8 protein-coding genes are annotated in these 15,680 nt (G+C 48.5%); 4 read left to right on the top strand and 4 right to left on the bottom strand.

Translation table 11 applies throughout. The annotated features are described in order from the left end of the window. The first annotated feature begins 656 nt into the window (after window positions 1-656). Window positions 657-2,084, top strand: a complete 1,428-nt coding sequence (locus tag HMPREF9999_RS01970) for an alkaline phosphatase (RefSeq protein WP_009436598.1) — start codon at window positions 657-659, stop codon at window positions 2,082-2,084. A gap of 212 nt (window positions 2,085-2,296) precedes the next feature. Here HMPREF9999_RS01970 and ndk read toward each other — a convergent pair whose 3' ends face one another. Continuing rightward, window positions 2,297-2,764, bottom strand: coding sequence for a nucleoside-diphosphate kinase (ndk, locus tag HMPREF9999_RS01965; RefSeq protein ID WP_009436597.1), 468 nt, complete (start codon window positions 2,762-2,764; stop codon window positions 2,297-2,299). Window positions 2,765-3,132: 368 nt separating this feature from the next. Here ndk and HMPREF9999_RS01960 point away from each other — a divergent pair, with 368 nt between their 5' ends. Both HMPREF9999_RS01960 and feoB read left to right on the top strand, forming a co-directional pair. After that, complete coding sequence (locus tag HMPREF9999_RS01960; RefSeq protein WP_232301270.1) at window positions 3,133-4,185, top strand: DtxR family transcriptional regulator; 1,053 nt, start codon at window positions 3,133-3,135, stop codon at window positions 4,183-4,185. Window positions 4,186-4,334: 149 nt separating this feature from the next. Continuing rightward, window positions 4,335-6,491, top strand: a complete 2,157-nt coding sequence (gene feoB / locus HMPREF9999_RS01955) for a ferrous iron transport protein B (RefSeq protein ID WP_044062930.1) — start codon at window positions 4,335-4,337, stop codon at window positions 6,489-6,491. A 299-nt stretch (window positions 6,492-6,790) separates the two neighbouring features. Here feoB and HMPREF9999_RS09840 read toward each other — a convergent pair whose 3' ends face one another. The 3 genes from HMPREF9999_RS09840 to HMPREF9999_RS01940 form a co-directional block, all read right to left on the bottom strand. After that, a complete protein-coding gene (locus HMPREF9999_RS09840) occupies window positions 6,791-10,099 on the bottom strand; it encodes a beta-N-acetylglucosaminidase domain-containing protein (protein ID WP_083475802.1) in 3,309 nt (1,102 codons plus the stop codon). A gap of 134 nt (window positions 10,100-10,233) precedes the next feature. Then, the gene (locus tag HMPREF9999_RS09835; protein WP_009436592.1) at window positions 10,234-12,378 is read right to left on the bottom strand and encodes a GEVED domain-containing protein; all 2,145 of its coding nucleotides are present in this window, start codon (window positions 12,376-12,378) and stop codon (window positions 10,234-10,236) included. Window positions 12,379-12,396: 18 nt separating this feature from the next. After that, window positions 12,397-13,896: an alpha-L-fucosidase gene (locus HMPREF9999_RS01940; RefSeq protein WP_009436591.1), complete on the bottom strand. Its 1,500-nt coding sequence runs from the start codon at window positions 13,894-13,896 to the stop codon at window positions 12,397-12,399. 1,051 nt (window positions 13,897-14,947) lie between these two features. Here HMPREF9999_RS01940 and HMPREF9999_RS01930 point away from each other — a divergent pair. Beyond that, the coding region (locus HMPREF9999_RS01930; protein ID WP_009436588.1) for a hypothetical protein at window positions 14,948-15,680 on the top strand (733 nt) is incomplete at its 3' end.

Below are 15,680 nucleotides of genomic sequence, written 5' to 3'. Positions count from 1 at the left end.
CACTTTTTGCTTTCACAACCTTCACAGACAAACGAAAAATCAAGACTATTTTCGCCCAAAACCGAAGACAAAAAACGCGCTTTCCTTTCGCTTCTCCCCCTTTCTAGGAACAGCACCAAAAATGTCCCACATTTCCACAAAAACGTGGGAGATTCTCACAAAAACATCAGAGTTTTTTGAAAAAACATGGGAGAAGTTCTCGAAAATGTCGGAGCTTTTCTTGAAACACTCGGAAATCCTCCAAACTCAACCAGGACACTTCTTCCACTCAGCCCCAAAAATCGAAAGGAAGAATCCCTTCCCTCTAAAACTTCCATCCTTCCATCTACTTTTTTCATCTCAAGCAGAGAAAAACCGTCAGTCATTCTGCCCCCAAATTACCTGATTTCAGTCCTCGATTTCCCCTTTTCCACCAGCATTCCCTTAACGTCTGCTAAAAAGCACGCTTAAACCACTAGATTACAAACGTTTATCTCGAATTCAGTGAAGGTTGTGAAAGCAAAAAGTGCAAAACTCCTGTAGTGCGCGCGCGTACGCGAGGGAGAAGGAAGGGATTATACATAAATTAAGAAGACACAAAGTGATGTATTTGCTTCTTTGATTTGGCAAAAAATGGTAACTTTGCCCTTACAGACTTCATCTAACATAGATTTCACATGAAACGAACTCTTCTTTCCCTTGCCCTCGGTTTGGTGCTTTGCGCCAGCGCATGGGCCCAAAATGCACCGAAATATGTGTTCTACTTCATCGGCGATGGTATGGGTGTGAACCAAGTGAATGCCGCCGAAACCTTTGGTGCAGCTATCGAAGGTTCGATAGGCATCAAACCGCTGATTTTCCCTTCTTTCCCTCACGTGGCTCTGGTGAACACACAGAGTGCTAGCCACGGCATCACCGACTCGGCAGCTGGAGGCACGGCACTCGCCACAGGACGTAAGACCTACAACAACGCCGTGGGTGTGCTCACCGATAGCATTACCCCCGTCACCTCGATTGCAGTGTGGGCAAAAGAAGCTGGTGCAGCCGTGGGCATCGCTACCAGTGTGAGCGTGGACCACGCTACTCCTGCGTGTTTCTATGCCCACCAAAAGCACCGCAAGATGTATGCAGAGATTGGCCGTGACCTTGTGGCATCCAACTTTGACTTCTTTGCAGGGAGTGACTTCTTGAAACCTGCTCCCCTTCACGAAGGCGAAGCTGACCTCTACGACCAAGCGCGCGCTAAGGGCTTCACCATTGCCAACGGTTACAAGGAATTTACCAAACAATATCGCAAGGCGGATCGCATGATTCTCTTCCAAAATAAGGAAAACAATGCTCGCGACAATGCTTCTATTCCCTACGCGCTCGATCGCAAAAAAGGCGATTTAACCTTGGCAGACATTACCCGCGCCACCATAGCTTTCTTGCAAAAGAAGAATCCTGAAAAGTTCTTCTGCATGATTGAAGCTGGTAAGATCGACTGGGCTTGCCACAACAACGATGCTGCGCCCATGGTGCGCGAAGTGATTGATGCAGACGAAGCTATCCGCGTGGCTTACGAGTTTTATCAACAACATCCTGATGAAACGCTCATCCTCATCACTGCTGACCACGAAACTGGCGGTATCACCTTGGGCAATGGTGGCTACAACCTGGATCTTGCAGCTTTGGCGAATCAGAAGAAGAGCAGCTACCTCTACACCACTCGCTTGAAGGAGCTACACAAGCGCATGGGTAAGAAGTTTACTTGGGACTTTGTGCGCCGTGACCTCCAAGACTACTTCGGATTTGGCAAGAGCATCAAGATCACTGCCGAAGAGGAAGAGACCCTACGTCAGGCTTTTGAGAACTTGCTAGCGGGTAAGGACAAGGGTTTCCAGAGCTTGTATGCCTCTGAGAGCGGTTTGTCTTCTGCTGCGAAGAAGTTGGTGAGCAAGTATGCGCGCGTCGGTTGGACGACTCTAGGCCACACCGATGGCTATGTGCCGGTCTTCGCCATTGGTGCTGGTGCAGAGGCTTTCCATGGTCGCATCGACAACACGGAAATTCCTAAGACCATCGCTCGCTTGGCTGGCTATCCTATGCCCGAAGATTTGAATTAAACAGCGTGCACTCACTAGAGTGAAGCTACTTTCTCCAACAAACAATCGTCCGCATCAGAGTGTTCATTCTGATGCGGACGATTGTTTATGAATCCTTAAAGTGAGGAGCATGGAAGGGGCGCAACGACGAGATGAAAAGCAAGAGAATGCTCTGCATAAAACGTAAAGAAACAGGCCCAACTTTGGTGCGCTACCCCAGGAAAAGGTCGGTATTAGAATTCATCATTGGCATAGAGGAAGTCGAAAGTGGCAGGACGATACTCAAAAATTTCTTCGTCACGGAAGAAACGCTTGAGTTCCACGGCTGCCGTCTCGAGACTGTCGCTCGCATGCACGATGTTTTCTTGGAACGACATGCTGTAATCACCACGGATGGTGCCTGCAGGAGCTTTGCGCCCTGTGGTGGGGCCCGTGATGGTGCGGACAGCTTCCACTGCGCCAACGCCTTCTAGGGCAATGGCAACAACGGGAGTGACCATCATGCTGTCCTTGACACGTTGGAAAAACTCTTTGCCTGCTAGATGAGCATAATGTTCGGAAAGCACCTCATCGGTGAGTTGCATCATCTTGAGACCGCATACACGCAAACCTTTTTTCTCAAAACGAGAGAGGATTTCGCCCATGAGTGCACGCTGTACGGTGCAGGGCTTGAGGAGAACTAATGTCTTTTCGAGTGCCATACTTCTGTGGGTTTTGATGGTAAGTGGATGTATAAGATGAAGTCTATTGAGCTTTTCTTTAGTGTCGGCGCACCATAGTCTGTATGCGCTACCACTTTGGCTACCTCTCCATCCATGATTATTCGAGGTAAAGTTACGCTATTTTCCATAAGCCACCAAAGATTTTGAACACAAAAACGTCGTTTCTGTCAAAAGGAGAAAACCACCCCAAGTACTAAAATGAGAGGAGAAAATAACACCTCGGCAGAGAAGGCTGTAAAAACAAAGAATTATCTATCGAGATATAGATAACTTTTATCAGAAATAATGGATAGACCTACAGATTTTATCGTATCTTTGCTTGTTAATGAATTATGTTCTCGATATTTATGGCTAAACTACTACATAAATTTTGGGCACGCTGCTATCACGCTTGGCAATCATTGCGCGCCAGTCTGGGGCGTCCTTCTCCCAAGATGCGAGAAGAACGCCGCACCGAAGCAGGAGAAGACTTCTTGAAATATGTCTGCGATGCAGGAGGAAGCCTTCCCCGCGGTAAGATGACCAAGGTGATGCGCCGCCTCAACCTCGACGAAGCAACACTGGCTGCTGCTATAGGCCGATTGGCCCTAGACGGTATGCTCACCGTGGGTGAACAGTTTACCCTCACCGCAAAAGGTCGGGAAGCGGCTCTGAAGTTGATTCGCGCTCACCGCATCTACGAACAATATCTTGCGGAACACTCTGGATATGCCCCGACAGAGTGGCACCAACGTGCGCACCGCATGGAGCACCACATCAGTAAGGATGAACAAGAACGCTATGTTTCGCTCTTGGGCAACCCACTCTATGACCCCCATGGTGACCCCATCCCCACGGACTCATTGGCTATGGCACCTGCACGCCACACGGCGCAATCGCCCCTCTCCAATACCTATTGGCGCATTGCCCACGTGGAAGATGATGATGCAGACATCTTCCAACGCATTCTACAGACGGGATTAGCGAAAGATGCGGTGATTCATGTGCTCTCAATCAATGGGAAACGTTTCTCGTTCCGCTATGAAGGCGAAACTTTCCAGCTACCCACCAAGACTCTGGGAGCTCTCGACTTGATTCCCCTCACAGCCGATGAAGCGCATGCCGAATGGCCAGTGGAAACCTTTCGTCTACACCACCTTGGCTCCCACGAGAAAGCCCGTATCGTCGGACTCTCTCCTGCTTGTCGTGGGGCTCTGCGCCGCCGCCTCTTAGACTTAGGTTTTGTGCGCGGCAGTCGGGTGTCGGTGGCGATGCACAGTCCGATGGGTAACCCCACGGCCTACGTGGTGCGCGGCACGACAATTGCCCTGCGCCAAGACCAAGCGCGCTACATTCTTGCGGTGCCTGCCTCTAGCGAGGGGACACAAAAGGATGAGCAAAGCTCTAAATCTAAAGTCTAAAATCTAGACTCTAACGTCTAAATAGCTCGATTCACCTCTAAGTGTAGAGCAAAAAGGGATGATTCTAAGCACAATAGAATGAACAAAGCTCTAACGTCTAAGCTCTAATGTCTAACGTCTACCCTCTAACGTCTAATGTCTAGCCTCTAATGTCTAATAAATCTCTCCCTCCTCATTGTGCTGTCTGTCCGCAAGCCACGCTCCACACCTTGGTGCGAAAAGGCGAAACGGAACATGGCGAAGCACAACATGTCATAGCTCTTGCTGGAAATCCTAATACTGGCAAGAGCACGGTCTTCAATGCACTCACAGGATTGAAGCAACATACTGGCAACTGGCCTGGAAAAACAGTGGGTAAGGCGGAAGGTTTCTTTGAATATGAAGGAGAAACCTATCGCATTGTCGACTTGCCAGGTACGTATTCTCTCTCCTCTACTTCGGAGGATGAGGAGATAGCGCGCGATTTCATCCTCTTCGGGCAACCTGATGTCACGGTGATGGTGGCAGATGCCACACGATTGGAGCGCAACATGAATATGATTCTCCAAGTGCTTCAAATCACTGACCGTGCTGTGCTCTGCGTGAACTTGATTGACGAAGCGAAACGCAATAAAATTGAGCTGAATCTCAAAGCACTTTCTCGCAGATTGGGTATTCCCGTAGTGGGAGCTTCCGCACGCTCTGGACAAGGGTTGGCAGAATTGCTCCTCGCTATCAAAGAAGTGGTGGACGGCAAGTTTGTCTGCCAACCTTATCGTAATTTCTCGCTTCCCAAAGACACGAGAGAGAAGGTGGCACGCCTCACCACTGCCATCGAAGCGGAACATCCGCACCTGCACAATGCGGAGTGGATTGCGTTTCGTCTGATTGAGCGCGACCCCAGTGTACAAGAGCAGTTCGCCACCCCTGAACTCTCTGCACTTGCCGAAGAAATTCACCTGCAAATTGGGCATAACTTCCACGACCAATGGATGGAAGACATCTACATTCAGGCAGAACACATCTGCTCGGAGGTGGTGACTCAACCTGGAGAAGGCGGACAGTTGCCCCTTGACGTGAAGTTAGATCGCATCCTCACCCACCGCTTTTGGGGATTCCCCATTATGATAGCTTTGCTGAGTGGTGTATTTTGGCTCACTATTGTGGGGGCAAACTACCCTTCTTCATGGCTCGATTCGCTTCTTGTGGGCTGGGGGCATCCCTTCTTGCGACATCTGTTTGAAATGGCTGGTTCTCCAGAATGGCTCACAGGTTTTGTGGTGGATGGTGTCTACCTTTCCATGGCTTGGGTGGTGTCGGTGATGCTGCCGCCAATGGCGATCTTCTTCCCGCTCTTCACCCTTCTGGAAGATTTCGGCTATCTGCCCCGTGTGGCTTTCAATCTCGACGAACTTTTCCGTCGCTCTGGTGCACACGGCAAACAGGCACTGACGATGAGCATGGGTTTCGGTTGCAACGCTGCGGGAGTGGTGTCTACACGCATCATCGATAGTAACCGCGAACGCCTCATCGCTATTATCACCAACAACTTCTCCCTTTGCAACGGACGCTGGCCGACTCAGATACTCCTAGCCACCTTGTTTGTCGGGGCTGCGGTGCCTCCAGAGTATAGCAGCGTTATGGCGATTGCAGCCGTGATGTTTGTGGTATTACTGGGAGTAGCCTTCATGTTTGGCAGTTCGTGGCTCCTCTCTCGCACAGTGCTGCGTGGTGAGGTTTCGACCTTCCACCTCGAACTTCCGCCTTATCGTCCGCCACAATTTTGGCAAACGCTCTACACTTCGCTCATCGATCGCACCCTCATTGTGCTGTGGCGCGCGGTGGTATTTGCTGCTCCTGCTGGCGGTCTCATCTGGTTGTGCTGCAACGTCACGATTGGAGGCGAAAGCATTGCGCAATACCTCATCACCTTCCTCGAAGTTCCAGGTTGGTTGATGGGACTCAATGGCATCATTCTCCTCGCTTACATCCTAGCCATTCCGGCTAATGAAATTGTGATGCCCACGATTCTCATGCTCACTGTGCTAGTGCTCGGACAAGACGGAGCGAATGCGGGGGTATTGATGGAAGGCGGTGATGCTGAAACGTATCGTATCTTGATGTCTGGCGGATGGACACTCCTCACTGCCGTAAACCTCATGCTCTTCTGTCTGTTGCACCATCCTTGCAGTACGACGATCTACACCATCTACAAGGAGACCCGCAGCGTGCGCTGGACAACGCTCTCTGTGGTACTCCCCATTGCGCTCGGTGTTTTGGTAACTGTTCTTGTAGCCGCTGTGTGGCGTGCTGTGGGAGGGGTGTAATTCTCTCTTATCACTGAAACTAAAAGTTACTCTTCAACCAGGTGTTCTGCACAAATTGAGGTCACTACGCTATTGAGCTAAGTGCTCCGCGCATCTCATCTGACTATTCCACAAACTCTTAAATTGGATATTTCCACAAACTCTCGAACTGAGTATTGCTACAAAAGAAGCTCGTGTCAATCTTTAGGGATTGACACGAGCTTTCATTATGTATAAATCTTAGTGAGGTGTCCTATATTAAACCTCACGAGCATCATTCAGTGATGCGAAGGGAGCACTACACATAGTCCGTAGACTCCTTAGTTTTGCTCTAACACTTGAATGCGCTGTCCATTGACAATGTAGATGCCCGCAGGAAGTCCGAGTGTGCTGCCATCGGTGCGGCGCACACGTCCTTGCAAATCGTAGACCTTGCCTTGTCGCATCTGAGATTGCTGCACCAACTTACGGAGGGAGGTGAGTGTTGTAATCGCATGGTCATCGACAACGGCTTGGATTTGGTAGATTTGTGGAACGTTCTTACCTTCCCACTGCACGACTAACTGCGTAGCCTTGGGATGATTCGCCAAATCTACTTGTGTCACACTGCCGCTGAGGGGAGCCAACGCGATGGTGTTGCCATTTTCCACAATAGAAAGTTGTGGAGTAGCACCTTCCCAACTTGCAGCATCCCAATAGATTGAGAGGGATTTAGGACGGAAGAAGTTGTCAATCTTGTAACTCACCTGCTTACCACTCACATTTTTCAAAGGAGTGCGCCCCTGACCATCTACCAATTGTGGCTGACCATTCTGCTGATTGTCCACTACAGTAGGTGCAAATTGTTGGGCATAATGCTGGGTATTTACCAAAATCTCAGAGAGGCGCAGCCATTTATTCGTCAGAGGTTGTGTCACCACCAGGCGAACATACTTTGCGGTGATGGGAGTTTTGGTTACAAAATCCACTGCAAAGAGATCCTCATCCAACTTCTGTCGGTGCGAGACGTTGCTCTGTATGCTAGAAGTACCTTTCACCACCAAGGATTGCCATTTCTTGCCATCGGCACTCACTTCGACTTTACCGCCTTTGAGTTCATCTCCATTGGTGGCTTTGAAGCAAACGCGCACATCTTGCACCTCCTCAGCCTTGGTAAGAGTGACCATGTAAGTGTCGCCATAGGCTTGGTTCTGTCTGCCAGCAAAGAACGTATGAATGTCGCCATCTATAATCGCAGCTTTGCCCTTGTTACTACCATCCCCCAACACCTCCGTAGGCACAGAAACCTCTTTAAGAGTGGTGGGTTGTGGCAACTTCAGCGAGAAATTCTGTTCTCCTAATTGCAGTGCTTGAGGAGAGTCAGACGTGTTGTAGAAAGCTACGTGCTTCACAAACATTTCTTTGGGGAGAATTGCCGATTGCAAACGTGTCCAATTCACACCATCTTCGCTCACCTGCACGCTCCACTGCTTGAGCAGAGCCTCATCCACTTGCAAGGCAGAAGGACGAAAAGCCGTGGCAAAGCTCATCGCTATGTAGCCTTTGGGTTGGAGTTCTTGATGATTCACCACGAGATAAGCACGCTGCGCATCAAGATGTCCCTTTGCTGTCACATTAGAAGAGCTAGTTTGCACCACAAAAGGCGACTTATCTCCGAAAGGTTGCGCACCCAAAGCTGTATTCTGCAATACTCCCAAGAAGGGGAAGAACACCTTGTGCGAACAGTTGGCTTGTCGGTGCGACACACTCACACCATTTCCCAAACCTTCCAAAGCAGCGGCATCAAAACGCTTGTCTGTTTCCAATGAAGCATAAGCTTTTGTCGCTTGCACAAAGGATTCCCAGCCATCATTCACCGAGGATTGCTTTTGAGTGTGCACAAACTGCTGTGCAGCCTCCACCATCGTTTGCAATTTGAGCAACCAGGGAGCAATCTCTGCGTAGAGCAATTGCTCCTCTTCATTGACAGAAGTCTTGCACTGCGCCACCACCTCAATATTTTGTTGCAAATGGGTGAGCAACTTCTCGAAGGCTGCGCGATTGCCGTTCTTATATTGCTGCACCGCCTTCGCCATATCCTCGTGATCGTTCCAGCGGAGATAAGGAGCAAGGGCTTGGTAAGCCTCGCGCAACGCAGTATTTTCGGGGAAAGCATACTTAAACGCCTTCTTCCAAGAGGTCATGTTATTGAAAGCCGCATTGTTCCACGCATAGTCCGCCACAGAGAAGAGTGCGATGCGAGACACCATGCCTTGTTGCATGGGATTAGACACCACACCGAGGCCATTTTGCAAAGCCTTTGGCAAACGAGCATTATTATCCACCGCACGCATTTCCATGAAGTTGGTGTACATGTCGGAGGTGTAGATCTGCTCATCAGCGTTGTCGTTGCAGGGATAGTTCCACCACCACGCCACGGGGCGACCGAGTTCGGTGTTCATCGTTGCCAAATCATTACTGTTTGGCACCGTCCACACGCCCCATCCCGTGGTGTAGATGGTGATGTCGGAAGGCACAGCCGACAAGGCTTTGAAGAAACGCTTGCGATCGGCTTGTCCCACCCAACTCAAGGTGTAGACTTGTGGCACGAAATGCAGCGGACGCACACGAGCTTCGGGGGCACTACCTGGCTTGTTCCACTTCTCATCAATCGCTTTCTGCACAGCCGTCAGATGATCTGCATTCGTTTTGCAGTCTGCATCCGACTTCGGCACACCCACGTCGTCCACAAAGATAGCAAACTGGCGCACGCCCAAGTCGTACATGCTAGCAAACTTCTTCATGATACGTGTCACCACACTCGGTTGACTCACAAAATCATTACCAGGGTGAATAGCCCAGATGAAATTCACCTTGGTGGCTTGCGAACTCTTCGCCAAATCCTTCACCATGTCTTGCGACATTCTGCCATATTCGATGTCCGTCTTTGTCAAACTCTTGGGATAAGGCGATTCCCACTTCGCAGAGTGATACATATCCGACTTTGCACCATACATATAGGTGTTCATCTTCAAGCGCATCATAAAGCGCATCAGCGACTTCTTCACCGCCAAACTATAAGGATAGCCGTAGTAGCCTTCCACAAGTCCGCGACTTTGCTGGTCGGCATAGTCAAAGAGAGTCACCGCAGGCAGTTGTTGTGTGCCGCGTTCGAGGATTTGTTCCAACGAAGCCAGTCCATAGAACGTAGCATCGGAGTGCTCACCCAGAATCACCACTTCCGCCTTACCCTCTTGAGCATGGAGGTGCACGATGTGGCGATCATATTTGCCAGTGCGCTTCAGCACATCGCGCTTCAGTTGCAATTGTTGTGCATAGCGGTCTACCACGCCGTCGCTTCCAGCCACGCCCAAATAGAGAGTGGAATGTCCTTGACGAGGAGCTTCTGCCAACACCGCTTCCAACTTCGCCTCTTGAAGCACCTGTTTGGCACGCTCACGCGTAGCAGCATCTACAGCGGCATCGCACACCACCGTCACCGATGAGGTGAAACTAACCACCCCCTGTCCGCTTTGCTCTTGCTGCGGTTGGGGATAGATGTCATAGACTTTTGCCCAAAGCTGACTAGGCGCGAAAAACATCGCACAGCCTAACAAGCAACAGCCCAATAATCTGTTAAGAGTTTTCATATATCAATATGTGCTATTTTGTTATCACGTAAGATCACAGTCAAACAAACTAACAAGGCACAAGACGTATCACCCTGAAACAGTTCTGACACGGCTTATGCCTTATTAAAATACTAGGTTATCTAAGATAAATCTTATTTCACCACCTTTTTCCCATTCATCACGAGAACACCTTGAGAGGTAGACTCTGCGCGACGACCAGAAAGATCAAACACCTCATTGGAAGAAGTCGCAGAATTAGGGAGAACAATGGAGGTGACAGCTGGCTCAGTCATCTCTACAGGACGAATGACAAAGGTAGATCCCTTATCGGCACCGCCCGTCCAGAAAGCCAGTCTATTGTCACGGTTGTTTGCTCTGTTGGCAGGGAACTTATCTTCATACATATAGACCACATCAGCACCTTCTGCCTTCAGGTCTTTAGAATCCATGAAGCGCCAAACGGCAGTGTAGCCCCTAGGCACCTGATTTGCGGGAACTAGACGTACGAAGGATGAACCTCCAGTCACACCACTCATCGTTGTGGGGGCAGCCAACACATAGCCAGTGCCGAAATAACGATTGTAGAGTTTAAAACCCGCTTCGTTGTTCCCCACAAAGCACCACAAGTGTTGTTGGTTCTTTGCATCAACAGCAGTAGCCTCGAGTGCAATGTGTGATTCTGAAGTACCATAAATCACATATCCCTGCTCACCCAGTTGGAGAGAGTACCACTGCGTATTGGGAGCAAAATACTTGCCATCAATGCTCGTCACATTGAAGCGCGAAAACCATGCAGGCACAGGCTCGGGCTTGTAACGACCTTCTTGTACGAAGCGACCTTCGATGAGCACATTGCCATCCATCCACTTACCAGGGATGGTGTAGGTGCCATCAGCATTGAAGATAGAACGAGGTATCGTGATGGTTTCCCACTGCACGTTATCCTTAACGGTAGCTTCACCATTGAGATTCACACCATGCTTCAGCACAAAACCATTGTGTTCAAAGCCATCGGCAGGATGCATCTTGATTGTGAAGTCTTGTCCATAGGGCACTTGCAAACTTGTCAGTTCCTTACCATCGAGAGTCTTCACCGCACCATTGAGGTTGTGGTCATTGACAATCGCTGCACCATCGTGGATATTGAGGAGGAAGTCTACAAAACCACCACCATTCTCTGGAAGCGTCTTATGACCCATGGGGTCTAAATCATCGTAGTCCACCTTGAGGCGCATGCGATACACACCAGGCTTCATATTCTGAGGAAGGGTAAACTCAGGCGATTGGAATGACATGCCACCATTAGCAAAGGTCTTTCCTGCACTGTTCTTGCCATCTTTGTAGGAGTAGCTCACCACCTCTTCAGGCTTAAATTGGCCATCTTGGTCAAGATCCACGTAGAAGAACGTGTGCATCCAGGAGCCCTTATACTGCACCTTAGGAGTAACCACATCACCAGCCTTGGCAAAAATGCGATGACTCACGCCAGCTTCATTATAGAGCATACGTGGTTGGGGCAAGACGTAGTTAAACTTCTGTTTATCTATGGTGAATTGTACCGCTTCAATGTAACGATCCTTACGAGCATGTGGCTGTGCCTTATCAAAATTGATAGGATAGTAACCTCTGATGAGGGTAGGAGCAGAAACCGTATTGATAGAAACATTGTCGATATATGCCACAAAGTCTTCCTTCAAATCGTGAGGACTTTCACAGTCAGGCACAATAACGAGGCTATAGAGTTCCACGCCCTTATTGGCTGCTGCTGGCACCACAATTTCTCTCCACTGATTCACTTCGAGGGGAGAAGTAGTGATTTCTGCCACTTGCACCACATCGTCCACTTGCTTGGTGCGTTCTTTACGCTTACCCAATCCAGCGATGAGCACACGTCCAGCCTTTGGACTGCGCACCCAAGCATGAATATAGAGTGGTTTGGGAGTCAACGCTACTGGTTGTTGCAACACAATACGCGCACCAAAGGTGTTTGATCCAAAACGAGAACGTTGGAGAGCAAGCACTGCCTTTGAAGGATTCACAGGAAGTCCTGTGAGAGGGTTTAGTTCATCGAGCGTGGGGTTATCTACCACAGCTACGTTGCCTTTCAACTTACCCGTACGGAAAGGAGATTCCTCCCACGTGTCAAACACACCGAGTTCTCTCCAGGGATTAGCAGGATTAGGTTCAAAGTCGAAGCTCACATTTACAGGAGCCTCTTCTACTTTTGGATTATTTTGAGCAGGGACTGCCAAAGGCAAAGCCAAAGCAGCCAAGGGAAGAATAGATTTCAATGTCATGGTGTTGGGCTTTGCAGATTAGTAAATGGCTACACTCTTAAGCAATGGGCAAGCCTTAGCATCTTCGATAGTGATGCGGAGAGCTTTTGCCTGCATGCCTTGTGCAGAATAACTATTAACAGTCGAACCATTCAACGGAATGATGCGCTTATATCCAATAGTGGTTTGTGCCACATTTTGAGCAACAGGCTTAAAGTTGGTGCCATCTTGTGAGATTTCCACCTTAAACTTCTTCACACGCTGCCCCTTTGCCACCAATTCCATGAGCGACACATATCGCAAAGCTTGAGGAGTGTCCCAAGTGAAAGTGAGGGTAGCTTGCTTTGTGCCATCATTGGTAGCCCAATAGGTAGTGGTATTGCCATCCACGAGGTTCTTCACCCCATAAGTACGATTTAAGCCAGCTGCACGAGTTTCACTAGCCTCAATTTTAGCATTCTTTGCAAGGTCGTTGCCTAGACGTTTTTCTATCATCTGACCCAATTCTTCGAGCACTTTCACATCGGAAGCAGGGAGCACACCCGCCTTGTTGGGAGGCCAGTTGAGAATCAAAGTAGCATTGCGACCCACAGTTTCGAGATACATTTGGAACAAGCGTTCTGCAGAATGAGGAGACTCATAGTCGTGATAGAACCAACCCTTGTTGGTGGCCTTCGCATCACTTTCACCTGGATGCCAATACCAACCGTTGATGTCACCATCTGTGCCATGTCCCATGCACCAGTTGGTTTCTCCAGCCCATCCTGCTTCGTTACCGATCCAGCGAGCTTCACCACCTACACCCCAAAGCACACAGTTAGGCTGTACCTTGTGCACGGTGTCGCGAAGGTTGGGCACATCGTAGTAGATGCTAGCATCGCCCACGTTCACTGTGCCACGACGACCGCCATAATAACCATCACCGCCATTGGCACCGTCAAACCACATTTCAAACTGGTCGTTACCATATTGTGCCAACTCAGCACATTGGCGCAAGAACACCTCAGGCACATAACGATCTGTACCGTAGTGCACAGAGTTTCTGTCCCATGGAGAGATATAGAAGCCATATTTCAATCCTAATTCTTTTGCTGCTTCTGCAAAGTCTTTAGGAATATTCATGTCAGCAGTATAAGGATTTCCTGCTTTCGTGGCATTATGCTCTGTAGTAGTGGTAGGCCACAAGCAGAAACCATCGTGGTGTTTCACCACCGCGATACCCCCTTTCATGCCTGCCTTCTTCACAGCTTCGAGCCACTGACGAGGATTGGGCTTCGCAGTTGGTCTAAAAAGTTTCACATCTTCGTCACCATTACCCCACTCCTTGTCGGTGTAGGTATTCATGCCATAGTGGAAGAAGGCATAAAATTCAGTTTCTTGCCAAGCCACCTGACGTGGGTGAGGCACTGGATGCACAGGCACTGGCTCATTATTAGGATTGTCCAGTGTCTGCTGCACGAGCTTAAACGTGTTCTGTCCCAGCACTGTAGTGGGGAAAGCTAAGACGCAAGCAGCAGCTAAGTGATGTAGTAGTCTCATGGGGTTTTAAATGAATTATATTTTCCCCGCAAAAATAGGCATTTCCATTTAGTTCACCAACTTTTTATACGTATTTTTGCTACATGAATCTTTCAAAATAAAGTTACTAATGCCAATGATGCGCTATTTCAAGGAGAAAAAACTGCATTCCCACAATCATTACTATTCTTCTCGATGATGCAATCTCCCTTTTGCACTATAATGTATCATTGCCCTATCGCATCATTCACTGGTTTCCTCGGAGCCGCTCATCCCAACGCTCCAAAGAACTACAAAAACTATCTGAGATTTCTCCAATTATCTCCTAGCTTTTTAAGAAAATCTCCGACTTATTAGTGGTAACTCTCCTAGCTTTCTATACTCTCACCCGCCTCTTTCTCTTGAAATTTACAATCAGGACTCTCCCCCAAAAGTCTTCATCGATGTTTACTCCAATCGTTATTTAACGAAAATACATATTCACCCGTTTTATCAAGGATTTCTCTCGCGCGTACGCGCGCATCACAGCGATTTCATCATTTTCTCTTTCACAACCTTCACAGACCTCCCTTATAACCTACTATAAATCAGCAATTAGCACAAGATTTTCGGACAAAATTTAACAATCACGCCATCATCAAGGATTTTCACCCCATTTTTATCCACTATCGCCACCGTGGGCGTACCCTCTTTTCTCTCTCTTTTTCCATCCTTTTTCTCCCTTTTTGTGAAGGTTGTGAAAGCAAAAAATCAAAATTCCCAGGGCAGGCGCGCGCGTCACGCGCGAGAGGGGTCTTTTCGCCCCCTCCTCTACCACGTAAAACTTAAATCTTCTTATCGGCAACATTTTTTAGTGCGATTTTTCACTCTTTCCTCCCATTTCAACCCACTAATAAATAGACATCTATTCTATTCCGAAAACATCTTCTTCTTGAACCATCATAGAACGTATGCTCATATCCCCCACACCCACTCGTTTAAAAAAAACATCTTAACCTTGTTTATTTCAAAACAAATCCTCAAATTTGCACTCATACTACCCCTACTCCACAAACTTCCTTAAATACCCATCATGAAATCTAACATTTTCCTTCTACTTCTTTGCACTCTTTCCACCCTCTCCTCTTGCAAGAAGGATTTGTCCGAGATTAAAGAAGATTACTTCTTGGTCTTTTACCCTAGGCATTGTGAGTGCATCACCACAAAAATTCTTTCTCACAAAGAAAGACCACAGAACTGGTATATCTATCATCCACAACAGGAGCTTCAGGCACAAGATGCAGACCTTTGGGTGGTTACCGGTACGGACTCCCTAGCACGAATACCCTTAATCAAGATGAGCTATAGTCCAGCTTATTACTTAGATATCATGCAAACAGACTCCTACCCACTTGCAGAGAGGAATCGAAAACTTGAGCAACAACTTGATTATGACTATCGCACGGAAACCAGCTACTCTACCAGAAGCCAACAGCACACAAGAGCCAGTGACATGATGGTATCATCCTACCCTCTGTCTTGGGAATATCGTGTGACGGGAGTCAAGGATTTCAACATCGTGGCCACGACTCCGCTCTTCGGACAAGCTGCAGGAACGTCTCTGAATCGTCATTTCATCATTTCTGAATTTTTACCGAAACAGATTATTTCCTATCGCACTCAGTCCTTGGTATGGGGCTATCGCTCAAAGAAGAAAGTAGAAACCATTGCGAAATGGCTAGCTCTCAAACCAATGGCTCCCCCTGCCATCGTATTTCGTCTCAACGCAACCCCTCCCGAAGTGCCAGCGCACGTGAAATTCGTGT

It is taken from the genome of Alloprevotella sp. oral taxon 473 str. F0040, from assembly GCF_000318095.2.
Classification (GTDB): domain Bacteria; phylum Bacteroidota; class Bacteroidia; order Bacteroidales; family Bacteroidaceae; genus Alloprevotella.
This window is presented reverse-complemented; position numbering and strand designations above follow the sequence as displayed.